22 protein-coding genes are annotated in these 24,877 nt (G+C 73.8%); 15 read left to right on the plus strand and 7 right to left on the minus strand.

Translation table 11 applies throughout. From position 1 onward, the window contains the following. Nucleotides 1-61: 61 nt before the first annotated feature. Together ACFYWQ_RS34010 and ACFYWQ_RS34015 are read right to left on the minus strand one after the other, a co-directional pair. Nucleotides 62-3,736 carry a tetratricopeptide repeat protein gene (locus ACFYWQ_RS34010; RefSeq protein WP_389521907.1) on the minus strand — a complete coding sequence of 1,225 codons (3,675 nt, stop codon included), beginning with the start codon at nucleotides 3,734-3,736 and terminating at the stop codon, nucleotides 62-64. 32 nt (nucleotides 3,737-3,768) lie between these two features. Further along, a complete protein-coding gene (locus ACFYWQ_RS34015) occupies nucleotides 3,769-4,146 on the minus strand; it encodes a trypco2 family protein (RefSeq protein ID WP_389521909.1) in 378 nt (125 codons plus the stop codon). 148 nt (nucleotides 4,147-4,294) lie between these two features. On the opposite strand from ACFYWQ_RS34015, the gene ACFYWQ_RS34020 reads away from it, so the two are divergent. From ACFYWQ_RS34020 to ACFYWQ_RS34055, 8 genes are all read left to right on the plus strand, one after another. Next, complete coding sequence (locus ACFYWQ_RS34020) at nucleotides 4,295-4,867, plus strand: TetR/AcrR family transcriptional regulator (RefSeq protein WP_389521910.1); 573 nt, start codon at nucleotides 4,295-4,297, stop codon at nucleotides 4,865-4,867. A gap of 254 nt (nucleotides 4,868-5,121) precedes the next feature. Next, nucleotides 5,122-6,300, plus strand: coding sequence for an acyl-CoA dehydrogenase family protein (locus tag ACFYWQ_RS34025; protein WP_389521912.1), 1,179 nt, complete (start codon nucleotides 5,122-5,124; stop codon nucleotides 6,298-6,300). Nucleotides 6,301-6,302: 2 nt separating this feature from the next. Then, complete coding sequence (locus ACFYWQ_RS34030) at nucleotides 6,303-7,061, plus strand: SDR family NAD(P)-dependent oxidoreductase (RefSeq protein ID WP_389521913.1); 759 nt, start codon at nucleotides 6,303-6,305, stop codon at nucleotides 7,059-7,061. Between the two features lie 195 nt (nucleotides 7,062-7,256). Continuing rightward, nucleotides 7,257-8,276: a sugar ABC transporter substrate-binding protein gene (locus tag ACFYWQ_RS34035; protein ID WP_389521915.1), complete on the plus strand. Its 1,020-nt coding sequence runs from the start codon at nucleotides 7,257-7,259 to the stop codon at nucleotides 8,274-8,276. Then, nucleotides 8,276-9,352, plus strand: coding sequence for an ABC transporter permease (locus tag ACFYWQ_RS34040; protein ID WP_389521916.1), 1,077 nt, complete (start codon nucleotides 8,276-8,278; stop codon nucleotides 9,350-9,352). Before ACFYWQ_RS34035 ends, ACFYWQ_RS34040 begins: the two co-directional genes overlap by 1 nt. Nucleotides 9,353-9,357: 5 nt before the next feature. After that, nucleotides 9,358-10,275: an ATP-binding cassette domain-containing protein gene (locus ACFYWQ_RS34045; RefSeq protein ID WP_389521918.1), complete on the plus strand. Its 918-nt coding sequence runs from the start codon at nucleotides 9,358-9,360 to the stop codon at nucleotides 10,273-10,275. A gap of 106 nt (nucleotides 10,276-10,381) precedes the next feature. Beyond that, a complete protein-coding gene (locus ACFYWQ_RS34050) occupies nucleotides 10,382-10,939 on the plus strand; it encodes a GNAT family N-acetyltransferase (protein WP_389521919.1) in 558 nt (185 codons plus the stop codon). A 282-nt stretch (nucleotides 10,940-11,221) separates the two neighbouring features. Beyond that, a complete protein-coding gene (locus ACFYWQ_RS34055; protein ID WP_389521921.1) occupies nucleotides 11,222-12,454 on the plus strand; it encodes a serine hydrolase domain-containing protein in 1,233 nt (410 codons plus the stop codon). 49 nt (nucleotides 12,455-12,503) lie between these two features. On the opposite strand, the gene ACFYWQ_RS34060 is transcribed toward ACFYWQ_RS34055, so the two are convergent. The 3 genes from ACFYWQ_RS34060 to ACFYWQ_RS34070 form a co-directional block, all read right to left on the minus strand. Continuing rightward, the gene (locus tag ACFYWQ_RS34060; protein WP_389521923.1) at nucleotides 12,504-13,508 is read right to left on the minus strand and encodes a Gfo/Idh/MocA family oxidoreductase; all 1,005 of its coding nucleotides are present in this window, start codon (nucleotides 13,506-13,508) and stop codon (nucleotides 12,504-12,506) included. Nucleotides 13,509-13,563: 55 nt separating this feature from the next. Further along, entirely contained in the window at nucleotides 13,564-14,340 is a 777-nt protein-coding gene (locus ACFYWQ_RS34065; RefSeq protein WP_389521924.1) for an SDR family oxidoreductase, read from the minus strand. A 105-nt stretch (nucleotides 14,341-14,445) separates the two neighbouring features. Then, nucleotides 14,446-15,618 carry a phytanoyl-CoA dioxygenase family protein gene (locus ACFYWQ_RS34070; RefSeq protein WP_389521925.1) on the minus strand — a complete coding sequence of 391 codons (1,173 nt, stop codon included), beginning with the start codon at nucleotides 15,616-15,618 and terminating at the stop codon, nucleotides 14,446-14,448. A gap of 206 nt (nucleotides 15,619-15,824) precedes the next feature. On the opposite strand from ACFYWQ_RS34070, the gene ACFYWQ_RS34075 reads away from it, so the two are divergent. Beyond that, on the plus strand, nucleotides 15,825-16,859 hold the full coding sequence (locus ACFYWQ_RS34075) for a LacI family DNA-binding transcriptional regulator (RefSeq protein WP_389521927.1): 1,035 nt from the start codon (nucleotides 15,825-15,827) through the stop codon (nucleotides 16,857-16,859). Nucleotides 16,860-16,877: 18 nt separating this feature from the next. On the opposite strand, the gene ACFYWQ_RS34080 is transcribed toward ACFYWQ_RS34075, so the two are convergent. After that, the gene (locus ACFYWQ_RS34080) at nucleotides 16,878-18,041 is read right to left on the minus strand and encodes a Gfo/Idh/MocA family protein (protein WP_389521929.1); all 1,164 of its coding nucleotides are present in this window, start codon (nucleotides 18,039-18,041) and stop codon (nucleotides 16,878-16,880) included. 167 nt (nucleotides 18,042-18,208) lie between these two features. After that, entirely contained in the window at nucleotides 18,209-18,553 is a 345-nt protein-coding gene (locus ACFYWQ_RS34085) for a cupin domain-containing protein (protein ID WP_389521930.1), read from the minus strand. 199 nt (nucleotides 18,554-18,752) lie between these two features. On the opposite strand from ACFYWQ_RS34085, the gene ACFYWQ_RS34090 reads away from it, so the two are divergent. The 6 genes from ACFYWQ_RS34090 to ACFYWQ_RS34115 all read left to right on the plus strand — a co-directional run bounded on the left by ACFYWQ_RS34090 (nucleotide 18,753) and on the right by ACFYWQ_RS34115 (nucleotide 24,398). After that, the gene (locus tag ACFYWQ_RS34090) at nucleotides 18,753-19,403 is read left to right on the plus strand and encodes a GntR family transcriptional regulator (RefSeq protein WP_389521931.1); all 651 of its coding nucleotides are present in this window, start codon (nucleotides 18,753-18,755) and stop codon (nucleotides 19,401-19,403) included. 240 nt (nucleotides 19,404-19,643) lie between these two features. Then, nucleotides 19,644-20,063, plus strand: coding sequence for a hypothetical protein (locus ACFYWQ_RS34095; RefSeq protein ID WP_389521933.1), 420 nt, complete (start codon nucleotides 19,644-19,646; stop codon nucleotides 20,061-20,063). Beyond that, nucleotides 20,060-20,764 (plus strand): 4-carboxy-4-hydroxy-2-oxoadipate aldolase/oxaloacetate decarboxylase, encoded by a 705-nt coding sequence (locus tag ACFYWQ_RS34100; protein WP_389521934.1) that lies wholly within the window; start codon nucleotides 20,060-20,062, stop codon nucleotides 20,762-20,764. Before ACFYWQ_RS34095 ends, ACFYWQ_RS34100 begins: the two co-directional genes overlap by 4 nt. A gap of 5 nt (nucleotides 20,765-20,769) precedes the next feature. Then, a complete protein-coding gene (locus tag ACFYWQ_RS34105) occupies nucleotides 20,770-21,873 on the plus strand; it encodes a 4-oxalomesaconate tautomerase (RefSeq protein WP_389522038.1) in 1,104 nt (367 codons plus the stop codon). Then, on the plus strand, nucleotides 21,870-22,820 hold the full coding sequence (locus ACFYWQ_RS34110) for a catechol 2,3-dioxygenase (protein ID WP_389521935.1): 951 nt from the start codon (nucleotides 21,870-21,872) through the stop codon (nucleotides 22,818-22,820). The genes ACFYWQ_RS34105 and ACFYWQ_RS34110 overlap by 4 nt, the downstream gene beginning before the upstream one ends. 249 nt (nucleotides 22,821-23,069) lie before the next feature. Beyond that, nucleotides 23,070-24,398 (plus strand): MFS transporter, encoded by a 1,329-nt coding sequence (locus tag ACFYWQ_RS34115; protein WP_389521937.1) that lies wholly within the window; start codon nucleotides 23,070-23,072, stop codon nucleotides 24,396-24,398. Nucleotides 24,399-24,877 lie beyond the last annotated feature (479 nt).

Below are 24,877 nucleotides of genomic sequence, written 5' to 3' on the forward strand. Positions count from 1 at the left end.
GACCGTACCGAGCGCGTTTCCGGCGGGCGCCCGCGGCCGGGGCGGCGCCTCGCCCCGAGCGCTACGGCGCCTGGTCCGGCAGGTACGACTCCATGGCCACCTCCATCTCGTAGGCGCGCGCCAGCGCCTGTTCGAGCTCGGACAGCCCGCGCATCGTGTCCGGCTTCGGGGTGTCCACCCGGATCAGGTCTCCCTGGTCCAGCAGCTTGCGGAACTCCCGCTGGTCACGGATCCTCTCGTCGCCGTCCGGGGTGCCGGGGACGGGCGGCACGGTGAGGTCCACCCCGAAACGGGGGATCCGCGCCGCGGGCCGCGCCGGATCGTGCCGGCGTGACACCGTCAGCCGGATCCCGGCCCACCGGCCCAGCCATTCCGGGACCCGGCGCCACCGGGTCGCGCGCCACCGCTCCCGCCGCTCCCGTTCCCGGCGCACCGCGGCCCGGCGGTTGGCCTCCTGGTGCAGCCGCAGCCACCACGCGGCCCCGGCCGCCTCGTCCCAGCCGGCGTACGCGTCCCAGGCCACGTTCGCCGTGTGCCGGGTCATGGCCTCGATGGCCTGCTCGTACTCGGCGGGCCGCTCGCGCGCGAGGTCCTGGAGGAGCAGCAGCGCCCGCACCGCCGTACGGACCGCCTGGGTGTGCGCGCCGGCCCCGCTGAGCGCCCCGGCCCGGGTCCCGAGCACCCGGGCCAGCGTGGGACGGTGGATGGTGGGCTGGTCCTCCACCAGGTGCAGCGTCACCCGCAGGCATTCGTCGATGACCCGCACCGCCGCCGAGTAGCGGTTCAGCGCGGTCAGCTCCAGCGCCTGGTTGTGCAGGGACTCCACCAGGGCGGGCAGGTAGGCGTCCGGATGGACCTGGGCGAGCCGGCGCCGGATCAGGACGGCGTGGGTCACCGTCTCCAGGGCGTCCTGGCCCGGTGAGCGCCGGTTGGCGAGGTTGTGCAGCGCCCCGGCGAGCAGGGCGAGGTGCTGGCGGGTGGGCCGGTCGCGGACCAGTTCCTCCAGGATCTCCACGGCCTCCTCACCGGCGCTGAGCGCCTCCGCGCGCAGGTACCGCGAGGCCAGCACCACGGAGAGGCTGCTCAGCGCCTGCGCCAGCCGGGCCCGGTGCGGCATCGAGGCGGCCGCCGTTCGCGCCTCGGAGCCGGCTGCCGTTCGCGCCTCGGAGCCGGCTGCCGTCCGCGCCCCGGACCCGCCCGCTGTCCGCACCCCGGACCCGCCCGCCACCAGCCGCCGGCCGACCTGCACCGCCTCCGTGCAGTCCGCCAGCGCCTCGCGGTACCGGCCCAGTTCGAACAGCGCGCCCCAGCGCACCCCGATCGACTCGGCGAGCAGCGGGAGGTACGCGCCCGGGTCGCTGCGGGCCAGCCCGCGGTACAGCCGTACCGCACGGCCGCTGCGTTCCACGGCGTCCGTCCACCGCCGTACGGAGCTCAGCCGGACCGCGAGGTTGTGTTCCGCCCCCGCCAGGTCGGCCCGCACCGGGGCCGGGGCGAGGACGCCGCCCGCGAGACGGGCCCGGCGGCGGTGCGCGTGGACGAGTCGCCGGGCGATGTCCAGCGCCTGCTCGCCCAGCAGACGGCTGCGGTCCGGCACCGCCGCGTGCAGCACCTCCAGCAGGTCGAGCGGCAGGTCCGGCCGCTCCACCAGCCGGTGCAGCGCGTGCAGCAGGAAGCCCGGGTTCTCCGACCGCCCGGCGACCACCACCGCCGGGACGGCCAGGGCGTCGGGGTGGCCGACGATCAGGTCCGCCACCTGCTCCGCCAGATCCGGGCAGGGGCAGCCGGGCTGGGCCTCGGCCCGGGCCAGCACGGTCAGCGCCCGTTCGGCCTCACGGCCGCCCAGCCGGGGCAGCAGCGAACCCAGCAGGGCCCTGTTCCCGCGGCACCGCAGGGCCACGTGGTACTCGCCCAGCAGATCGGGCTCCAGGGCGCCCCAGTACGACGCCTCGGTCGGCGGATACAGCCGGTGGAGCCATTTGGCCGCGGCCCTGATCCGCTCCTCGCCGGCCAGGCCCGGGAGCAGTCCCAGCAGTTCGGTGGCGCGGCGCGGATCGGCGGTCCTGGTCAGCGTGGCCGTCGCCACCGCGTCGGCCAGCACGTCGTGGCCGAGGCCGTCGAGTTCGGACCAGGCGCCGGCGGTCCGCTTCCAGTACCGCCGTTCGTGCCCGAGGAGCTGCGCCCGGACGTCCGGCTCCCGGCCCGGGCGGGGGATCCGCGGCGCGGCCGGGCCCGGGCCGGCCGGGGCACGGCTGCTCCCGCGGCTGCCCCCACGGCCGTCCGGAGGGCCGTCCGTCGGCCGGTCCGTCCGGAGGTCGGCCTCCGTGAGGAGGTGCAGCAGGGCCCGCATGTGCAGATGCAGGGCGGAGCCGTTGTCGAAGTCCCGGTAGGGCCGCGACAGAACCGCCCGCTCGACCTCGGCCCAGTCGACGCGGGCGTACTCCGTCAGCTCCCCCAGCCCGGGCAGCCGCCGGGCCAGCGCCCGCACCGCCTCCTCGTACATCAGGGCGCGTCGCGCGGGCGTCGTGGCGACGTCGCGGAGTTCGACGGTGTGCGCCCCGCTCAGCGTCCCGGCGCTGCGCGCGGTGGCACCCGGGAGCTGCTCCCACCACTCGCCCGCGCTGCGGATCAGCACGATCCGTACGGGATGGTGGCCGCCGCGCGCCTCCAGCACCTCCAGCACGTCGCCGATCAGCTCGGGGCTGGTCTCGGCGTAGTCCATGACGAGCAGCATCCGCTGGTCGACGGCGGTCAGCGCCCGCAAACCCCGGACCAGGCCGTCCCGTTCGGCGGCGGACTCGCGCAGCAGCGCGGCGACCCAGCCGCGGGTCGCCATACGCGCCGACAGTTCCCGGGCGAAACGGGACTTGCCCTGGCCGCCCAGCCCGGTGATCAGCCGGGTGGCGAGGCCGCCGCCCTCGACGCACCAGTCCTCGAAGTCCCGCAGCTCCCGGTCCCGGCCGGTGAAGGGCACCGCTTCGGCCTGCGGGCGCAGCAACTCGGACGGCAGCCGCGGGGCGCGGCTGGGCACGGCGGGTTCGCACAGCGCCTCCAGTTCCACCGCCTCGGCCGACGGCACGTACCCCGTGCGCCGGGCCAGCAGCGACCGGAACTCCTCCTGGGCCAGCAGCCGGTGGGCCGGTACCGCCTGGAGCTTGCCGTGGTTCCAGTGCGCCGAGTCCACCACCACCACGCCGCACAGCAGCGGGCCGCTCCACAGCGCCGCCCCCGACATCCCGCTCCACGGGGACTCGCCGAGGTCGGCGGGGGCGCGGTCGACACCGAGTTCCCAGCGGTCGGCGATCATCCGGTCCCCGGGGCTCACCGTGCCGGAGACCTGGGCGGTCTCCAGACCGGCGGGGGAGGAGGCCTGGGCCCGGGCGAACCCCAGGGCGTCGGCGGGCTGCCCCGCCCGCAGGGTCACGAACCGGCCGAACCGCACCGGGGAGTCCGCGACGTCGGGCGGCCAGTCCTCCGGCGCCACCTCCAGCAGGGCCGCGTCGAGGCCCGCCGGCCGGCCGTCCCAGACGACGGCGGCGGGTACGAGCCGCCGGGCGGTGAACAACTGCACCCGCACCCGCACCCGTGCACCGGCGGCCGGCCCGGCGGTCTCCCGCGGGGGCAGCGCGTGGCCCGCCGTCAGCACCAGGCGGGGCGCGATCACGCACCCCGAACCGACCCTGCCGCCGCCGCTCTCCCCGTCGGCACGCACGGCGACCAGCCGGCTTCTGTTCATGGCGTCCGTGCCCCTTCGCGCGGGAGGGGCGGTCAGGAGGCGTCGGGCGCCAGGAAGAGGGCGGAGCCGTCGTCGGCCCCGCCGTCGTCGCCCGGCAGGCCCCCGTCCGCCGGGTGCCCGTCCGCCAGGTTCCGGGAGATCTCCACCGCCCGGCCGTCGGCCCGCTTCGGCGTGAGGGTCAGCGAGACCTTGTGGGTGCGGGTCCGGCCGGCCCTCGCCTCCGCGTCGCCGGACAGGACCCAGGCCCGGAAGCCGGTCTTCGCGGCGACGTCCCGGCGCAGTTCGACCGTGAACTCCATGCCGACCGGGCCCACCTCGAAGCGCAGGTCGTCATGCGTGTCGGCGGCGGCGCTCAGCAACGCGTCGCGCACCAGCCGTACCGCGGCCGTCAGTTCCAGCTCCTCGGGCATCGTGTCCCCCTCGCCGGCGCGGACAGAACGCGCCCCCGTGGTCCTGAGGTGACAGGGTGCCAGACGGGGTGGGGGAGGACCAACGCGGGCGGACCCGGGGATCGAGCGGCGGGGCGGCGGCGGCCGGGCGCGCGGTTACGCTGGGATCATGCCGTCCACCCGCCGTACCGCCCGACAGGCCGACCTGCTGGAACGACTCGTCGCGCTGCTCACGGCGGAGGGGTTCTCGGACCTCACCCTCGACGACCTCGCCGTGCGGCTGCGCTGTTCGAAGACGACGCTGTACCAGCTGGCCCGCAGCAAGCAGGGGCTGGTCGTGGAGGCGGTCAAGCACTACTTCCGGGGGGCGACCGAGGTCGTCGAGAAGCGGGTGGCGCAGACCGTGGACCCGTCGGACCGGGTCCGTGCGTACCTGACGGCCGTCGCCGAGCAGCTGCGTCCGCTCTCCCGCCGCTTCCTCGACGACGTGGCCGACTTCCCGCCCGCCCGGGAGGTCTACGAGGCGAACACGCGGATGGCCGCGGAGCGGGTCCGCCGGCTGATCGCGGAGGGCGTCTCCGACGGCGCGTTCCGCGACGTGCACGCCGCGTTCGTCGGCGAGGTCGCCGCCGCGACCATGCGGCAGATCCAGCAGGGCGAGCTCAAGACGCGCACCGGCCTGACCGACGCGGAGGCCTACGAGCAGCTCGCGTCACTGATCGTGCACGCCGTCGCCCCCTGACGCCCGCTACCCCGCCGTCGCCCCCTGACGCCGACTTCCCCGCCCCCGCCCCTGCCCTCTGACGCCCGCTTCCCCGCCGCCGCCCGCGGCCGCTCCCGCCGCTGCCCGCCGCCCCCGGGGGTGATCTCCCCTCGCGAACGGGTGCCGTCCCACCCTCCCGTGCCGTACTCTGATTGATACGTTCGTACGCACTCCAGTATCACTGGGAGTATCACCCGGAGTGCTACTCGGAGCACTACTCAGTGGAGGTCACCATGCCTGCCACCCGCGCCCTGCCGACCGAGGAAGCCGTCGAGCTCATCCAGCTCACCCGCACCCTCGCCGCCAAGGAACTCGCACCCCGGGTCGCCGACGCGGAGGCGGACGGGGCGTTCCCCCGCGACGTCTTCCGCACCCTGGGCCGCAGCGGACTGCTCGGGCTGCCGTTCGCCGAGGAGGACGGCGGGGCGGGCCAGCCGTACGAGGTGTACCTCCAGGTGCTGGAGGAGATCGCCGCGGTCTGGTCGAGCGTCGCCGTGGGACTCTCCGTGCACGCGCTCTCCTGCTTCCCGCTGGCCCGGTTCGGCAGCGAGGAGCAGCGGCGCGCCTGGCTGCCGGACATGCTGGGCGGGGAGCTCCTCGGCGCCTACTGCCTGTCCGAGCCGCACGCCGGCTCCGACCCGGCGGCCATGCTCACGCGCGCGGTCCGCGACGGCGACGCGTACGTCCTCGACGGAGCCAAGGCATGGACCACGCACGGGGGGTACGCCGACTTCTACACGGTCATGGCCCGCACCTCCGACGACCGCACCCACGGCATCTCCTGCTTCCTGGTCCCGGCGGACGCCCCGGGGCTGAGCGCCGACCCGCCGGAGCGGAAGATGGGGCTGACCGGGTCGGCGACCGCCACCATGCGGCTCGACGGCGTGCGGGTGCCGGTCGCCCGCCGGATCGGTGAGGAGGGGGCGGGACTGGGGATCGCGCTGGCCTCCCTGGACTGCGGCCGCCTCGGCATCGCCGCCGTCGCCACCGGCCTCGCCCAGGGCGCCCTCGACCACGCCGTGCGCTACGCGCGGGAGCGGGAGACGTTCGGCAAGCCGATCATCGAGCACCAGGGGCTGGCCTTCGTCCTCGCCGACATGGGCGCCGCCATCGAGTCGGCGCGCGCCACCGCCCTGGCCGCCGCCCGGCTGAAGGACCTCGGCCTGCCCTTCACCCGGGAGGCGTCCATCGCCAAACTCGTGGCCACCGACAACGCCATGAAGGTGACCACGGACGCGGTGCAGGTCCTCGGCGGGTACGGATACACCCGCGACTTCCCCGTCGAGCGCTACATGCGCGAGGCGAAGGTCATGCAGATCTTCGAAGGGACCAACCAGATCCAGCGCATGATCATCTCCCGTGCGCTGGACCGGAGCGAGGGCGGTGTGCTCACCGTCCTCGGCAAGGAGTGATGATGCAGCTCGAGAACACCGCCGCCCTCGTCACCGGCGGTGCGTCCGGCCTCGGCGCGGCCACCGCGAGGGCGCTCGCCGAGCGCGGCGCCACGGTCTTCGCCCTCGACCTGAAGGACGGCATCGACCGGGCCCCGGAGGTCGCCGGCGTCACCTACGTCGCCGCCGACGTCACCGACCCGGAGCAGGTGCGCGCCGCCGTCGCCACCGCCGCGGGCGCCGGCGTCCCGCTGCGCACGGTCGTCAACTGCGCCGGCATCGGCCCGTCGATGCGGATCCTCGGCAGGAAGGGCGTCCACGACCTCGCCCTGTACGCCAAGGTGATCCAGATCAACCTGATCGGCACCTTCAACGTGCTCGCGCTCGCCTCGGAGGCCATCGCCGGCACCGAGGCCGACGGCGACGGACAGCGGGGCGTGATCGTCAACACCGCCTCCATCGCCGCCTACGACGGCCAGATCGGCCAGGCCGCCTACTCCTCCTCCAAGGGCGGTGTCGTCGGCCTGACCCTGCCCGCCGCCCGCGACCTGGCGCAGTACGGCATCCGGGTGTGCACCATCGCCCCCGGCGTCGTGGAGACACCGATGCTGGCCACGGTGTCGGAGGAGATCCGCACCTCGCTCGCCGCCGGCGTGCCCTTCCCGCACCGTCTGGCCCGGCCGGAGGAGTACGCCCGGCTCGCCCTGGCGATCGTCGACCACGACTACCTCAACGGCGAGACGATCCGCATGGACGGCGCCCTGCGCATGGCGCCCCGCTGAGCCCGCGGCCGCCCGCCCCGGGGCCGCCCGCCCCGCGGCCGGCCCCGGGGCGGAGGGTGACGGCGGTGCGCACGGGGTAGATCGTGACCGTCGGGTGCGTCACCGTCGGGCGCGTCGTCGCCGGGTGTGAGGTTCCCGGCCGCGATCGGATCCTCGTTCCCCGTCGTCCCCGTCGCACAGTGAGGTGCTGGAAAGATGGACAGCTCTTCCCCCTCCCGATCCCGCAGACTCGCCCCGGCCGTGGCCTTCGCCGCGGCGGTGGCCCTGACCCTCGCGGGCTGCTCCAGCGGTTCCGGTGGCAAGAAGGCCGAGGAAGGCGGGAGCGGCGCCGCCGCGGGCAAGGCCGGCACACCGCGGATGACGGTCGCCCTGATCACCCACCAGGCGCCCGGCGACACCTTCTGGGACATCGTCCGCAAGGGCGCCGAGGCCGCCGCCGCGAAGGACAACGTCAAGCTGGTCTACTCCCGCGACCCCAACGCCGGCAACCAGGCCAACCTGATCCAGAACGCCGTCGACCAGAAGGTCGACGGCATCGCCGTCACCCTCGCCAAGCCCGACGCCCTCAAGGCCGTCATCGCCAAGGCGACGGCCGCGAAGATCCCCGTCGTCGGCCTGAACTCGGGCGTGAGCGACTGGCAGCGGCTCGGCCTGCTGGAGTTCTTCGGCCAGGACGAGACGGTGGCCGGCGAGGCCCTCGGCGACAAGCTGAACTCGCTCGGCGCGAAGAACGCCGTCTGCGTCATCCAGGAGCAGGGCAACGTCGGCCTCACCCAGCGCTGCGACGGCGTGAAGAAGACGTTCTCCGGCACCGTCGAGAACCTCTTCGTCAACGGCACCGACATGCCGTCCGTGAAGTCCACGATCACCGCCAAGCTCAAGCAGGACGCCTCCATCGACCACGTCGTCACCCTCGGCGCGCCGATCGCGATGACGGCCGCGCAGTCGGTGTCCGAGACGGGCAGCAAGGCGAAGGTCGCCACCTTCGACCTGAACAAGGAACTGACCGGCGCCATCAGCGAGGGCACCATCGAGTTCGCCGTCGACCAGCAGCCCTACCTCCAGGGCTACCTGGCGGTCGACTCGCTGTGGCTCTACAAGAACAACGGCAACTACCTGGGCGGCGGCGAGCAGCCGGTGCTGACCGGCCCGGCCTTCGTCGACAAGTCCAACGTCGACACCGTCGCCGGCTTCGCGGAGAAGGGCACCCGGTGATGAGCGGGGCCCCGCACGCCGGGCCGGCGGTGGGCACCCCGCCGGCCCCCGGCCCGAAGGGGACCGACGGCCGGACCGCGCGCCGCCCCCTGGTCCGCAGGCTGCTGGCCCGCCCCGAGGTCGGCGTCTTCCTCGGCGCGGTCGCGGTGTACCTGTTCTTCCTCGCCACCGCCCCGCCCGTGCGCGACGGCAGCTCGATGGCCAACATCCTCTACCAGTCGTCGACCATCGGGATCATGGCCCTGCCGGTCGGCCTGCTGATGATCGGCGGCGAGTTCGACCTGTCGGCCGGCGTCGCCGTGATCAGCTCGGCGCTCACCGCGGCCATGCTCAGCTACCAGCTGACCCTGAACGTGTGGACGGGCGTCGTCCTCGCCCTGGTCTTCTCGCTCGCCGTGGGCCTGTTCAACGGCTGGCTGCTGATCAGGACCGGCCTGCCGAGCTTCCTGGTCACCCTCGGCACCTTCCTGATCCTCCAGGGCGTCAACCTCGCCGTGACCCGGCTGGTCACCGGCGACGTCGCCACCGACGACATCAGCGACATGGACGGCTTCGACCAGGCCAGGGCGGTCTTCGCCTCGTCGTTCGACGTCGGCGGCGTCCAGGTGAAGATCACCGTCGTGTGGTGGCTCCTCTTCGCCGCGCTCGCCACCTGGGTGCTGCTGCGCACCCGGTACGGCAACTGGATCTACGCCGTCGGCGGCGACCGGGAGAGCGCCCGGGCCGTCGGCGTACCGGTCACCTTCACCAAGATCTCGCTGTTCATGCTGGTCGGCCTCGGCGCCTGGTTCGTCGGCATGCACCAGCTGTTCTCCTTCAACACCGTGCAGTCCGGCGAGGGCGTCGGCCAGGAGCTGATCTACATCGCCGCGGCCGTGATCGGCGGCTGTCTGCTGACCGGCGGCTACGGCTCGGCGATCGGGCCGGTCTTCGGCGCGTTCATGTTCGGCATGGTGCAGCAGGGCATCGTCTACGCCGGCTGGAACCCCGACTGGTTCAAGGCCTTCCTCGGCGTGATGCTCCTCGGCGCCGTCCTCATCAATCTGTGGGTCCAGCGCACGGCGACCCGGAGGTGACCCCCATGACGACCGACAACACCGGCCCGCACGGCGCCGCCCTCGCGGACCCCCCGCCCCCGGGCGGCGAACGCCCGCTGGTCGAACTGCGGGGCGCCGGCAAGTCCTACGGCAACGTCCGCGCCCTGCACGGGGTGAGCCTCGTCGTCCGTCCCGGCCGGGTCACCTGTGTCCTGGGCGACAACGGCGCCGGCAAGTCCACCCTCATCAAGATCGTCTCGGGACTGCACCAGCACACCGAGGGCGAGTTCCTCGTCGACGGCGAGAAGGTCCGCTTCACCACCCCGCGTGACGCCCTCGCCCGCGGTATCGCCACCGTCTACCAGGACCTCGCCACCGTCCCCCTCATGCCGGTCTGGCGCAACTTCTTCCTCGGCTCGGAGATCACCAAGGGGCCCTGGCCGGTCCGCCGCCTCGACATCGACCGTATGAAGAGGATCGCGGACGGGGAACTGCGCACCATGGGCATCGTCCTCGACGACCTGGAACAGCCCATCGGCACCCTCTCCGGCGGCCAGCGCCAGTGCGTCGCCATCGCCCGCGCCGTCCACTTCGGCGCCCGCGTGCTGATCCTGGACGAGCCGACCGCCGCCCTCGGCGTCAAGCAGTCCGGCGTGGTCCTGAAGTACATCGCCGCCGCCCGCGACCGCGGCCTCGGCGTCATCTTCATCACCCACAACCCCCACCACGCCTACATGGTCGGCGACCACTTCAGCGTGCTGCGCCTGGGCACCCTGGAACTCTCCGCCGACCGCAGCGAGGTGGGCCTGGAGGAACTCACCCACCACATGGCCGGCGGCGCCGAACTCGCCGCGCTCAAGCACGAACTGGCGCAGGTACGCGGCGTGGACGTCGAGGAGCTCCCGGAGGCGGAGGACCTCACCGCGCCCGTCGCGGAACCCGGTGACGGGACGCCGCCCTGACCCGCCCGCCCCCCGGCCGGAAACGGAGAGACCGAACGCCCTGGCCCGCCCCGCCCCCGCCCTGGAGAACGGAGAGCCTGAACACCCGTCACGTACGCTCGGCCGCATGGACGACGAACCGGTACGTCTGACCGCGGGCGCCACCGCGTCGGCCCCCGCCCTGCTGCTGCGCCCCTGGCGCCCGCGGGACGCGGCCCCACTGGCCGGGGTGTACGCGGATCCGGCCATGCGCCGCTGGTCCGGCGTGAGGGTGGCGGACGCGGCGGACGCGGCGCGCTGGGTGGGGGAGCAGCGGCGGGGCTGGCGGACGGGGCGCCGCCTCGCCTTCGCCGTCCTGGAGGTCCGCCCCGGCGACGACGACGGCCGGCTGGCCGGGAACGTCGTCCTCAAGACCCCGCACGGAGCCGCCCCGGAGGTCGGCTACTGGACCGCCGCCCACGCCCGCGGCCGGGGCGTCGCCCCCCGGGCGCTGGGCGCCCTGACGGACTGGGCGTTCACCGCCTTCGCCGGGCTCACCCGCCTCACCCTGCTCCACCAGGCCGACAACACCGCGTCCTGCCGGGTGGCGCAGAAGACCGGCTACGGGCTCGACGGCCTGCTGCTCGCCGCACCGCCGGAGTTCCCGCTCGACGCCCATGTGCACGTACGCGAGCGCGGGAGCTGACGAGCCGGGCGGGCGGCCCGTCCGCGCAACCCCGTCCGTGCGGGGCCGGAGATGAAGGGCGCGCAGGGTGCGCGCCGGTCCCCGGCGGGGGCGGGACACCCGGGCCGGCGGCGGGGCTCTCCGGGGCGCCGCCCGCGGGCCCGGGGCGTGCGCGTCGGCGGAGGTGCCGACAGGCAGCGGTCCGGGACCGCTCCTATCCTGGTGCCGATGGGCCGCATGCGGCCCGTGCCCCTGGTGCGGCCGTGGCCTGCGGCGAACGTCTCCTCGTGGAGGAGTGGGCCCATGACCCACCTGCGTCATCGACTGCGCAGCGGGGCCGTCGTCGCCACGGCGGTGGGCGCGCTGGTGGCACCGGCCGGCGCCGGTGCTGCGCCGCCGCCCCCGGCCGCCGCCCAGGCACCCTCGCCGTCGCCGTCGGGGGACGACGTCCGCGAGCTCACCCCCGCCGTGCAGCGGCAGATCGACCGGGCCGTCCGACGCGTCATGGAGGAGGCGGCCGTACCCGGCGTGAGCGTCGGCATCTGGACGCCCGACAAGGGCCGGTACGTGAAGTCCTTCGGCGTCGCCGACAAGAGCACCGGCGAGGACATGCGGCCGGACCTGTACACGCGGATCGGCAGCGAGACCAAGACGTTCACCGTCACCGCGCTCCTCGAACTGGTCGACGAGGGCGAGATCGGCCTCGACGACACCATCGGCACGTACGTCGACGGTGTGCCGGGCGGCGACGAGATCACCCTGCGCCAACTGGCCGGGATGCGCAGCGGGCTGTTCAACTACTCGGAGGACGACGCCTTCACCAAGGCGCTGACGTCCGACCCGCAGCGCCCGTTCACCCCGCGGCAACTGCTCGACTACTCCTTCCGGCACCCCGTGCTCTTCGCACCCGGCAAGGAGTTCTCCTACTGCAACACCAACCTGATCCTGCTCGGCCTGGTCGTCGAGAAGGTCAGCGGCCGGCCGCTCGCGGACTACGTCCATGAGCACGTCCTCACACCGGCCGGCCTGGACGACACGCTCTTCCCCGAGGGCAACGAGTTCCCCGAGCCGCACGCCCAGGGCTACACCGACCAGACCGCGACCGGCGAGGTCGAGAACGCGACCGACTGGAACCCCTCCTGGGGCTGGGCCGCCGGGGCCATGATCTCCACCCTGGAGGACCTGCGGGTGTGGGCGCGCACGGTGGCCACGGGCCGACTGCCCGACGGGCAGCGGATGATCAGCCCCGCCACGCAGAAGGAGCGGCTGATCACCCCGCCGACCACCATCCCCGGCGCCGGATACGGGCTCGGCATCTTCGACGTGCAGGGGTGGATCGGCCACAACGGCTCCCTGCCGGGCTACGAGTCCCTGACCGTCTACCTGCCGTCGGCCGACACGACCCTCGTCGTGGTGCTGAACACCGACATCGACCACGACGACCAGGAGCCCAGCACCCTGTTCGGCGACGCCATCACGACGATCATCTCCCCGGAGCACGTCTTCGACCTGCCGGCCCAGCCCGCGGCGAGATGACGGCCGTGCGCCCGCCCGCGGCCACGGGCGCACTCCGCGGCCGACACCGTCACCCGGCGCGCACCTCCGCGAGGGTCACCGGCCGGTGCTCGCGCAGCGACAGCGTGCACGCCTCCGCGACCCAGCCGGCCTCCAGGGCGTCCCCGATCGTGCAGGGGGACGGCCGGGTGCCCGCCACCACCTCGGTGAACGCGGTGAGTTCGGCGCGGTAGGCGGCCGCGAAGCGGTCCATGAAGAAGTCGTGGGGCGTGCCGGACGGGAAGGTGGCGCCGGGCTCCACCGACCGCAGCGGCAGCTTGTCCTCCAGGCCGACCGCGATGGAGTCCCGGAAGCCGTGCAGTTCCATGCGGACGTCGTAACCCCGCGCGTTGTGACGGGAGTTGGAGACCACCGCGAGCGTGCCGTCGTCGAGGGTGAGGAGCGCGCCCGTGGTGTCGGCGTCGCCCGCCGCCTCGATGTAGTCGGCGCCCCGGTTCCCGCCGGCCGCGTACACCTCGGCCACCTCACGGCCCGTCACCCAGCGGATGATGTCGAAGTCGTGCACCGAGCAGTCCCGGAAGATGCCCCCGGAGGCCGCGACGTACGCGGCGGGCGGCGGCGCCGGGTCCAGGGTGGTCGAGCGCACGGTGTGCAGCGCGCCCAGCTCACCCGCCCGCACGGCGGCCCGGGCGGCGGCGAAGCCCGCGTCGAAGCGGCGGTTGTAGCCGATCTGGACGGGCACGCCCGTACCCTCGACGGCGTCGAGCACCGCGACGCCCTCCCGCATGGTCCTGGCGACGGGCTTCTCGCAGAAGACGGGGACGCCGGCCTCGACGGCCGCGAGGACGAGCCCCGGATGGGCGTCCGTCGCCGCGGCGATCACCACCCCGTCCACGCCCGAGGCCAGCACCGCCTCCGGCGAGTCCGCCACCTCGGCGCCGAACCGCTCCGCGGCGGCCTTGGCGGCCTCCGCGAACGGGTCGGCGACGACGAGCGACTCGACGGCGTCGAGGCCGGAGAGGGTCTCGGCGTGGAAGGCGCCGATGCGGCCGAGGCCGAGGATTCCGATACGCATGGGGTTGCAGCTCCTTACGAGAGGGTCCAGCGCCACCAGGGGGAAGGGAGGGGAACTAGTCCAGGCCGCCGAGTACGTTCTGGTCCCAGTCGATCACCGAACCGGTGACCACGCCGGACCGCTCGGACAGCAGGAACACCACGAAGTCGGCGATCTCGTCCGGCTGCCCGAGCCTGCCCATCGGCAGCCGCTCCGCCGCCCGCTCGCGCCAGTCGTCCCCGGCACCGTGGAACGCCCGCTGGGTCGCGTCCTCGCCCTCGGTCGCCGTCCAGCCGATGTTCAGGCCGTTGATGCGGACCCGGTCGGAGCGGTGGGCGTGCGCGGCGTTCCGGGTCAGGCCCATCAGCCCCGCCTTGGCGGCGACGTACGGGGCGAGGAAGGGCTGCCCGGCGTGCGCCGAGGACGTGATGACGTTGACGACCGTGCCGGGCGCCCCGCGGCCCACCATGTCCGCGACCGCCGCCTGCAGGGCGAAGAACGGCGCCCTGAGGTTGATCGCGATGTGCTGGTCGAACAGGTCGGGCGTGGTGTCCAGCAAGGTGCCCCGCGCCGTCAGGCCGGCGGAGTTCACCAGGCAGTCGATCCGCCCGTACGCCTCCACCACCCGGGTGACGGAGGCCTTCGCCTGCTCGGCGTCCGCCAGGTCGGCCCGCACGAACAGCGCCTCGCCGCCCGCCCCGGCCAGCTCCGCCACCAGGGCCTCGCCCGGCTCCGGCCGCCGCCCGGTGACCGCCACCATCGCGCCCTCGCGGACGGCGGCCCGCGCGACGGCGGCGCCCACGCCCTGGCTGCCGCCGTTGACGAGGACGACCTTGTCGTCGAGAAGTCCCATGATCGGGGTCCTTTCCACTCCGGCGCCCGGTCGTCCGGGTCGTCCCGGTCGTCCCGGTCATCCCGGTTATCTCGGTAACCCGGTCGCTCGGCGCCCGGTCGTCCGTCAGTTCGCGCCGCTCGCGCGCCGCTCGGCGCCGGCCCGCAGCTCGTCCCGCAGTGCCGCCGGTGTCCACGCCTCGCGCAGCGCCCGTCGTACGGTGTCCGCCTGCGAGGGCGGGGCCAGGCCGTCGACCGGCGGGTCGCTGTCCAGGTTGGTGGGGAAGGGGTAGCCCTCGGCGCTCGCGGCGATCACCCGCTCCAGCGCGGCCGGGTCGGCGCCGTCGGCCGCCTGCTCCAGCAGCACCGGATAGACGGCGTTCACCACGGCCTCGCGGTCGACGGTCTCCATGGCCCGCCCGAACGCGGAGGACACCTGGAGGAGGTTGGCCGTGCGGCGGATGCCGGCGGAGCGGTTGGTCCCGGCGGCGTGGAAGAGGGCCGGGTTGAAGAACACGGCGTCGCCCTTCGCCAGCGGGAGCTGGACGTGGTGGGCGTCGAAGTACTCCCGGAACTCCGGCAGCCGCCACGCCAGATAGCCCGGCTCGAACTTCTGCGAGTGCGGCAGGTACATGGTGGGGCCGGACTCGACGGGCATGTCGCAGTGCGCGACCGCGCCCTGGAGGGTGAGCACGGGGGAGAGGCGGTGGACGTGCGCCGGGTAGGCGGCCGCGGCCTCGTTCGAGAGGAACCCCAGGTGGTAGTCGCGGTGTGGGCTCTGGGCGGCGCCGCCCGGGTTGACCACGTTGACCTGCGAGGTGACCTGGTAGCCGGGGCCGAGCCAGGCGGTGGAGACCAGGGCGAGGAGGTCGTTGGCGTAGTAGTCGGCGAACGCCTCGGGGTCGTGCCGGGCGGCCTTCTCCAGGGCGTTCCAGACGCGGTCGTTGGCGCCCGGCCTGGCGAAGTGGTCGCCCGCGGTGGCGCCCGAGGCGCGCTGCGCGGCGATCAGGGCGTCGAACACGGCGGTGAGCCGGTCGACGACCGCCGGGTCGGGGAACGCGCCGCGCAGGACGACGACGCCGGGGCCGTCGGCGAGCGCGCGGACCACCTCCTCCCGCACCGCCGGTCCGTCGGCGGCCCGCAGCCGGTCACCGTCGTAGACCAGGGCGTTGCCCTCCACGGACGCGGCGTGCGGGTGGTCGGCCAGGTCCGTGGCGCGCTCGACGAGCGCACGGAAGGCGTCGAGGTCGCAGTCCCGCTCGCTCAGCCGGACGGAGGGCGGCGCGGAGGTGGAGGACATCGAGGACATCGTCGTCCCTTCGGTGCGGGGAGCCGGGCGGTACGGGGTCGGGCGCGGTGCGGGGAGCCGGGCGGTGCGGGGTCGGGCGCGGTCCGGGGAGCCGGGCGGCCCTGTCATTCTTGTCAGTACAAACCCCTCGAACAACCGGCGGCGAGCCATCAAAAACCCCTCAGGGCCCGCCTCGACACCCCTCCCAGGAGCCTGCTGTGGGCCATCCCTTCCCGATCCGGGAGATCGCACGTCAGGCGGGCCTGAGCGAGGCCACCGTGGACCGGGTCCTCAACGGCCGCGGAGGCGTGCGCGCGTCCACCGCGCAGGAGGTGCACCGGGCCATCGCCGACCTCGACCGGCAGCGCACCCAGGTCCGGCTCGTCGGCCGCACCTTCATGGTCGACGTCGTCGTGCAGGCGCCCGAACGGTTCACCACCGCCGTACGCGCCGCCCTGGAGGCGGAGCTGCCGTCCCTGCGCCCGGCCGTCCTGCGCTCCCGCTTCCACTTCCGCGAGACCGGCACCGTGGCGGAACTGGTCGCGACGCTGGACCGCATCGCCCGGCGCGGCTCGCAGGGAGTGCTCCTCAAGGCGCCGGACGTCCCCGAGGTCACGGCGGCGGTCGGGCGGCTCGTCGCCGCCGGCGTCCCGGTCGTCACCCTCGTCACCGACCTGCCCGCCAGCGCCCGCCTCGCCTACGTCGGCATCGACGACCGGGCCGCCGGCGCCACCGCCGCCTACCTCATGGGCCAGTGGCTCGGCGACCGGCCCGGCAATGTGCTGACCAGCCTCAGCAGCGGCTTCTTCCGCAACGAGGAGGAGCGCGAGATGGGGTTCCGCGGCGCCATGCGCGCCCGCCACCCCGAGCGGACCCTCGTCGAGATCGCCGAGGGCCAGGGCCTGGACGCCACCCAGTACGACCTCGTCCGCGCCGCCCTCGCCCGCGACCCCGGCATCCGCGCCGTCTACTCCATCGGCGGCGGCAACATCGCCACCCTGCGCGCCTTCGCCGACGTCGGCCGTGAGTGCGCGGTGTTCGTCGCGCACGACCTCGACCACGACAACACCCGGCTGCTGCGCGAGCACCGCCTGTCCGCCGTCCTCCACCACGACCTGCGCCAGGACGTGCGCGAGGCCTGCCACGCCGTGATGCGCGCCCACGGCGCCCTGCCCCCCGCCGGACGGGTCCTGCCGTCGGCGATCCAGGTGGTGACGCCGTACAACATGCCGCCGCAGACGGTGACCGGGTGATCCTCCCGTGGCCGGGTCTCACACCGGCGGGGCGACGCCGACCCATGTCCCGCTCGCCGCCGAGCGGGACATCGCGTCCAGGACGGCCGCGCTGCGCACCGCGTCCGTGAGTGTCGCGCCGTACGGCCTGCCCTCGGCGACCGAGCGCAGGAACCGGTAGGCCTCGATCACCTTCAGGTCGTCGTAGCCCATGGCGTTGGCCGCGCCGGGCTGGAACGCGCCGAACTCGCCGGCGCCCGGGCCGACGTACACGGTGCTGACCGGCTGGTCCTGGTACGTCGTGCCGCGGCTGACGGCCAGCTCGTTCATCCGGCGGAAGTCCCAGAAGACGGCGCCCCGGGTGCCGTGCACCTCGAAGCCGTAGTTGTTCTGCTCGCCGACCGACACACGGCACGCCTCCAGGACGCCGCGGGCGCCGGAGGCGAAGCGGAGCAGGCAGTTGACGTAGTCCTCGTTCTCGACGGGCCCGAGGTCGCCGCCGGTGGCCAGGGCGTGGCCGGCGGTCGCGCCGGCGGGCCGGGCGCGCCGGGGGAGGAAGACCGCGGTGTCGGCGGTGAGCGCGGTGATCTCGCCGAGCAGGAAACGGGCCAGGTCGGCGCCGTGCGAGGCGAGGTCGCCGAGCACCCCGCTGCCGCCGCGTTCCCGCTCGTAGCGCCAGGTCAGAGCACCGTCGGGATGGGCCGCGTAGTCGCTGAACAGACGGATGCGGGCATGCGTGACCGTGCCGATCTCCCCGGAGGCGATCAGCTCGCGGGCCGACTCCACGGCGGGCGCGCCGCGGTAGTTGAAGCCGACCGTGCCCTGTACGCCCGCCGCGGCGACCGCGTCCGCGACCGCGCGGGCGTCGTCGGCGGTGAGGCCCACCGGCTTCTCGATCCACAGGTGCTTGCCCGCCCGGGCCATCGCGACGCCGATCTCGCGGTGCAGGAAGTTCGGCGCGGTGACGCTGACGGCCTCCACCCGAGGGTCGGCGGCGACCTCGCGCCAGTCGCGGGTCGTGGCGGCGAAGCCGTACCGGGCGGCGGCCTCCTCGGCCCTCCCCGGCACCTCCTCGGCGACCGCGACCAGCTCCGGCCGCACGGTCAGCCGCGGGAAGTGATGGTGCACGCGCGCGTACGCCTGTGTGTGCACCCGGCCCATCCAGCCGAACCCGACGACCGCGACCCCCAGCGCCCGCACCATGACGGCCCCTCTCAGCCGGTGCCGGACCGGTCCACAGCCGCTCCGGACCCGTCCTCGAAGCCACCCTGTGGTCCCTCTCCACCCCTGTCAACCACGCCCCACGCACCCCGGGGACGGCCCCGACGGCGTCGGTCGTCGGTCGGTGGTCGGTGGTCGTCGGTCGTCGGTCAGAGGGTGATGGCGTACGCCTTGCGCAGCGTCTCGTGCACGGTCCACGTCGTCCGGTCGCCCGCGCGCAGCACCGCCATGTCCCCGGGGCCGACCGTCAGGGTGGGCCCGTCCTCGACCTCGATCGTCGCCGAGCCGCTGACGACGACGAACACCTCGTCCGCCTCGGTGTCGGTGACGACGCCGGGCGTGATCTGCCAGACGCCGCGGATCTGCCTGCCGTCCTCCGACTTCCACACCACCCTGCCGGTCACCTCGGGCGTCCCGGAGACGATCTGCCCGGGGTCGAGCGGCTCGGGTCCGAGGTCGGCGTCGGCGATGCGGAGAGCGAAGCTGTGCGTCATGGGCCGACCCTAGCCAGCCTGTTCGCGTCGGCGGTGGCGACAGAGTGTGCGGTATCGCCCCGGCGCGCGCGACACATCGTCGCGCCCCGCACGACGCGCTTTTCCGCCACCCTCCTGCACGCAATACGGCAGACAAAATTGTTGACAATCTTGTTTGGCTAGATTTACTTTCGACAGGCACTCACTCAGGGAGGGCACGATGCCGAAAGAAGCCCGTCCGAGCACCGGGGAGCAAGCCAAACAGCATGCGTTCGCGCAGCTGAGGCAGGCGATCCTGCACGGCGAGATGGCGCCGGCGCAGCGGCTGGTGGAGAACGAGCTCGCCGAGCAGTTCGGTGTGACGCGGGCCAGCATCCGCGCGGCACTCATCGACCTGGAGTCCCAGGGGCTCGTCGAGCGGATCCGCAACCGCGGTTCGCGCGTGCGGGTGGTGACCGTGGAGGAAGCGGTCGCCATCACCGAGTGCCGCATGGTCCTCGAAGGACTGTGCGCGGCGAAGGCGGCCGTCGCGGCCAGCGACGACCAGCTGATCGAGCTCACCGATCTCGGCACCGCCATGACCAAGGCGGTCGCCGACGGCGAACCGGTCACCTACTCCGACCTCAACCACGAGCTGCACGTCCGCATCCGGGAGTTCTCCGACCAGCGGACCGCGCAGGAACTGCTGGAGCGGCTCAACGCCCAACTGGTGCGGCACCGCTTCCAGCTGGCATTGAGGCCGGGACGCCCGCAGCAATCCCTGAACGAGCACCTGACCATGATCGAAGCGATCCGGGCCAGGGACCCGCAGGCGGCCGAGTCGGCCGTCCGTGCCCACCTCACCAGCGTGATCGAGGCGCTGCTCGACTGAGAGCCGCGGTCGGTGCGGCCGCAGCCGGCACCGAGGCCGTCATGGAGCCGCGGCCGCGGCCTCGCCGTCGCGAAGCCGCAGGGCCGCAGCGTCACAGCGGCGGGCGGAGCCGTGATCGCGGAACCGCAGCCGGCGGAGGCGCTGTCGGCGGAGCCGTCGCCGGCCGAGCCGGCCGGCGTGCGTGGCAGCCTTCGAGCCGTCCGAGGCGGGCGCCCACCTGTCACCAAGGAGATTTCAGCAATGACCCAGGCCAACGGGCCCGCCCCCCCACGGGCGACCCTCGTCGTCACCGCCGCGCCCGCCGGGGACGTCGTGGGGCGTGCGGGCGGCGCCATCGCCCCGGCGGCCGCCCGGGAGGAGACGGTCACCTTCGCGTGCCCGACCTCCGGTGAGCGCGGCGAGTCCGCCGAGGCGTGGCGCGAGGGCGGCGAGCCCGACGGGATCAAGGTGATCCGCCGGGACGGGGCCGAGCGTGCCGCCGCCCCCCTCGGCGCCCGCGCCCAGCGGCAGCCGTGGGACCACCACACCGGCCTGGCCGCCCGCCGCGGCGTCCGGCTCGAACACCACGCCGGCCCCCACCGGGGCCCGGCGCACCAGACCCAGACCATGACCGAGGCGCACGCGCGCCCCCACTCGCAGATCGTTGAGGAGCCGGCATGAGCGGCGTGATCGTCACCAACCCGCCGAAGGCGGACCTGAAGGACGTCGACGCGCTGGCCGGCTACGGCGTGGCCACCGTCAGCGAGGCGATGGGCCGCACCGGCCTGCTGGGCCCGGACGTCCGTCCGATCCAGCAGGGCGTACGGGTCGCCGGCACCGCCGTCACCGTGCTCAGCTGGCCCGGCGACAACCTCATGATCCACGCGGCCGTCGAGCAGTGCGGCGAGGGCGACATCCTGGTCGTCACCACCACCTCCCCGTCCACCGACGGCATGTTCGGCGAGCTGTTCGCCACCGCGCTCCAGCAGCGGGGCGTCCGCGGACTGATCATCAACGCGGGCATCCGCGACACGCAGGAACTGCGCGAGATGGACTTCCCGGCCTGGTCGCGGGCGGTCTCCGCGCAGGGCACGGTGAAGGCCACCGGCGGCTCGGTGAACGTGCCGGTCGCGATCGACGGCCAGGTGATCCGTGCCGGTGACGTGATCCTCGCCGACGACGACGGCGTCGTGGTCGTCCCGCGCGAGCGCGTCCGCGCCACCGTCGAGGCGTCCGAGGCCCGCGAGGTCAAGGAGGCCAAGGCCCGCGCCGCGTTCATCGACGGCGAGCTCGGCCTGGACCGCTACGGCCTGCGCGGCACCCTCGAGCGGCTCGGGGTCGAGTACAAGACGTACGAGGAGTACGCGGGAGAGCGGTCGTGAGCCGCCTGTCCGAGGAGGTGCCCTGCCTGCTGATGCGGGGCGGCACGTCCAAGGGCGCCTTCTTCCTCGCCGACGACCTGCCCGCCGATCCCGCCGAGCGTGACGGTCTGCTGCTGCGGATCATGGGCAGCCCCGACGACCGCCAGATCGACGGCCTCGGCGGCGCCCACCCGCTCACCAGCAAGGTCGCCGTGGTCTCGCCGTCGGCCGACCCGGACGCCGACGTCGACTACCTGTTCCTCCAGGTGGTCGTGGACCGGCCCGAGGTGAGCGACCGCCAGAACTGCGGCAACATCCTCGCCGGCGTCGGCCCGTTCGCCGTCGAGCGCGGACTGGTCACGGCGGGGGAGGAGGAGACGTCCGTCCGGATCCGCATGGTCAACAGCGGTGACCTCGCGACGGCGACCTTCCCGACCCCCGGCGGGCGCGTGGACTACACCGGGGACGCCGAGATCTCCGGCGTGCCGGGCACCGCGGCCCCCGTGGTCATCGAGTTCCCGCCGAGCGCGAACCCGCTGCTGCCGACCGGCAACGTCCGGGACGAGATCGACGGCGTCCAGGTGACCTGCGTGGACAACGGCATGCCGACCGTGCTCATGGCGGCCACCTCCCTGAAGGTCACCGGCTACGAGGCGCCCCGGGACCTGGAGGAGGACCTCGCACTCGCCGACCGGCTCCGCTCCATCCGGCTCCAGGCGGGCCGGCTGATGGGCCTCGGGGACGTCTCGGACGCCACCGTGCCCAAGCTCACACTGCTCGCCGCGCCCCGCGCGGGCGGCGCGGTCACCACCCGTACCTTCATTCCGGTGCGCTGCCACACCTCGATCGGAGTGCTCGGTGCGGCCAGTGTCGCCGCCGGCCTTCAGATCGAAGGCGGCGTCGGTGCGGACCTGGCACGACTCACGCCCGGTAGTGACCGAATTCGCATAGAACATCCCACTGGGTTCCTGGACATCGAAAGTAGTCTCGGAGCCACCGCCGACGGCCTTCCCTCGGCCCGCCGCACCGCCGTGGTCCGCACGGCCCGCAAGATCTTCGACGGCACCGTGTTCCCCCGCTCCGCCGGAACGGCACCGCTCACCCCGCACCCCCAAGGAGGTCAACGATGACTCCGCCGCTCGGCGACATCGCCCACATCGGCCACGCCCAGCTCTTCACCCCGGACCTGGACGCCAGCGTCGGCTTCTTCACCGACTACCTGGGGCTCACCGTCTGCGGGCAGGACGGCGACACGGTCTACCTGCGCACCTTCGACGACTACGAGCACCACAGCCTGGTCCTCACCGCCCGCGAGCAGCCCGGCCTCGGCCGGCTCGCCCTGCGCACCTCCAGCGAGGAGGCGCTCCAGCGCCGGGTGAAGGCCGTCGAGGAGGCCGGCGGCACCGGCCACTGGGTCGAGGACGAACCCGGCCTCGGCAAGCTCTACGTCACCACCGACCCGGACGGCCACGAGCACGCCCTCTACTGGGAGAGCGAGCACTACCGGGCCCCCGACGAGCTCAGGCCCGCGCTGAAGAACCAGCCGCAGGCCAAGCCCAACCGGGGCGTGGGCGTACGGCGCCTGGACCACATCAACTTCCTCGCCGCCGACGTCCTCGCCAACGCCGAGTTCCAGCAGAACGTCCTCGGCGCCCGGCCGACGGAGCAGATCCAGCTCGACAGCGGCAAGATAGCGGCCCGCTGGCTGACGTTTACGAACAAGTCGTACGACGTCGTCTACACCTCCGACTGGACCGGTTCCGCCGGGCGGCTGCACCACATCGCCTTCGCGACCGACACCCGCGAGGACGTCCTGCGCGCCGCCGACCTCGCCATCGACAGCGGTGTGTTCATCGAGACGGGCCCGCACAAGCACGCCATCCAGCAGACGTTCTTCCTGTACGTCTACGAGCCCGGCGGCAACCGGATCGAGCTGTGCAACCCCCTCACCCGGCTCGTGCTCGCGCCCGACTGGCCGCTGATCACGTGGACCGAGGAGGAGCGGAAGAAGGGCCAGGCCTGGGGCCTGAAGACCATCGAGTCCTTCCACACCCACGGCACCCCGCCGGTCGCCTAGAACCGGCACCACGGGGGGTGGGCGCGCACTGCGGTGCGGGTCCACCCCCTTTCCGTTCCATATCGTTGGAAAGATTGTTGACAAAAGCGTTGACACTCAGGGGAACGGATCCTTAGCGTCTAGCGCACACGGGGTAAGCCGCACGAGCCGCGTCGCCCCTCCCCCGCCCCTCGCCTCGCATCGAGCGGGGGAACCCCGCCACATGAGTCCCCCTCCAGGGAACGCCTCCTGGACGAGAGGAAAACGACGATGTCCTCCTCCCCCGCTCTGTCCGCCCGCGGCAGCAGACTGGCCCTTCTGGTCGTCGGTCTGTGCTGGCTGGCCGTCCTCTTCGACGGCCTGGACATGTTCATCTACGGCTCGGTGCTGCCGCACCTGCTGGAGACGAAGACCTTCGGCCTCACCCCGGACCAGGCCGGCGACCTCGGCAGCTACGCCACCTTCGGCATGCTCGTCGGCGCGCTGACCGCGGGCACCGTCGCCGACCGGATCGGCCGCAAGAAGCTGATGGTCGTCTGCGTGATCGTCTTCTCGCTGGCCTCCGCCATGTGCGCGATGGCGGACAGCGTCGCCGTCTTCGGCCTCGGCCGCACGGTGGCGGGCATCGGTCTCGGCGGTCTGCTGCCGACCGCGATCAGCATGGTCTCCGACTACGCCCCGCGAGGACGCGGCGCGATCGTCATCGGCCTGCTGATGACCGCCCACCACGTCGGCGGCATCCTCTCCGCCTACGTCGCCAAGTGGCTCATCGACCCCGTCGGCTGGCGCGCCGCGTTCTGGGTGTGCGTGCTGCCCCTGCTCTTCGCGCCGGTCCTCGCCAAGTTCCTGCCCGAGTCGCTGAGCTTCCTCGTCGCCAAGGGCCGCACCGAGGAGGCCCAGGAGCTGGCCACCCGCTACGACGTCGAGCTGCCCGCCGCCAAGTCCGGCAAGGCCGGCGCGGGCGACCGCTGGACCAACCTGGCCAACCTCTTCCGCGGCGGCGAGTGGGTCCAGACCCTGCTGTACTGGCTGGCCTCCTTCGGCGGCCTGCTCCTCGTCTACGGCGTCGCCACGTGGCTGCCCACCCTGATGCGCGCCGAGGGCTACGAGCTGGGCTCCGCGCTGTCCTTCGTGGTCGTCTTCAACCTCGGCGGCATCGTGGGCATGCTGGTCGCCGGCCGCGCCGCCGACCGCTTCGGCGCCCCGCGCATCTCGGCCCTGTGGTTCGCGCTGACCGCCGCCGGCGTCTTCCTGCTCAGCGTCCACATGCCGATGACCGTGACCATGATCGTCGTCTTCTTCGCGGGCCTCTTCCTCAACAGCGCCCAGACGATGATCTACGCGACGGTCTCCATCCGCTCCAACCCCGGCACCCGCGCCACCGCCGTCGGCTGGACCTCCGGCATGGGCCGCTTCGGCGCCGTCTTCGGCCCGTGGCTCGGCGGCCAGCTGCTCGCCTCCGGCCAGGGCGAATGGGGCTTCACCGCGTTCGCGATCGCCGGTCTCTCCTCCATGGTGTTCATCGGCATCGCCGCCCTCCGCAGCTCCAAGCCGGCCGGCGAGGACGACCGCAAGGACGAGCTGGTGGCCGCACACTGAGCGACCGGGCAGCGGTCAGGGGCTGCCCGGCCACCGGGGGAACGGACGAACGCCGGCCACCGCACGAGCGAGGTGCGGAGGCCGGCGTTCGGCGTTTCCGTCGCCGGTGCCGGTGCCGGTGCCGGTGCCGGTGCCGGTGCCGGTGACGGGGGCCGCGGTCCCCGGGCCGGTCCCCGGGCCGGTCCCCGGGCCGGTCTCCTGGCCGGTGGCCGGTGGCCGGTGGCCGGTGGCCGGTGGCCGGTGGCTGGTGGCCGGTGGGCAGTGGGCAGTGAGCGGTGGCTGGTCGGGACGGGCCGGTGCCGGCGGGCGGTGGTCCTGGCCGCCCGGGGCCCTGTGGGCCCGCGGGACGCAGGCAGCGTGCCCTGGGCCCTGTGGACCCGCGGGACGCAACCAGCGCGCCCCGGGCTCGCCGCCCCGCCCGCTGCTTGCCGCCCGCCGCCCGCTGCCTGCCGCTCGCTGCCCGCCGCCGGGCTCCGGCT

Source organism: Streptomyces sp. NPDC003247 (genome assembly GCF_042888135.1).
GTDB lineage: Bacteria > Actinomycetota > Actinomycetes > Streptomycetales > Streptomycetaceae > Streptomyces.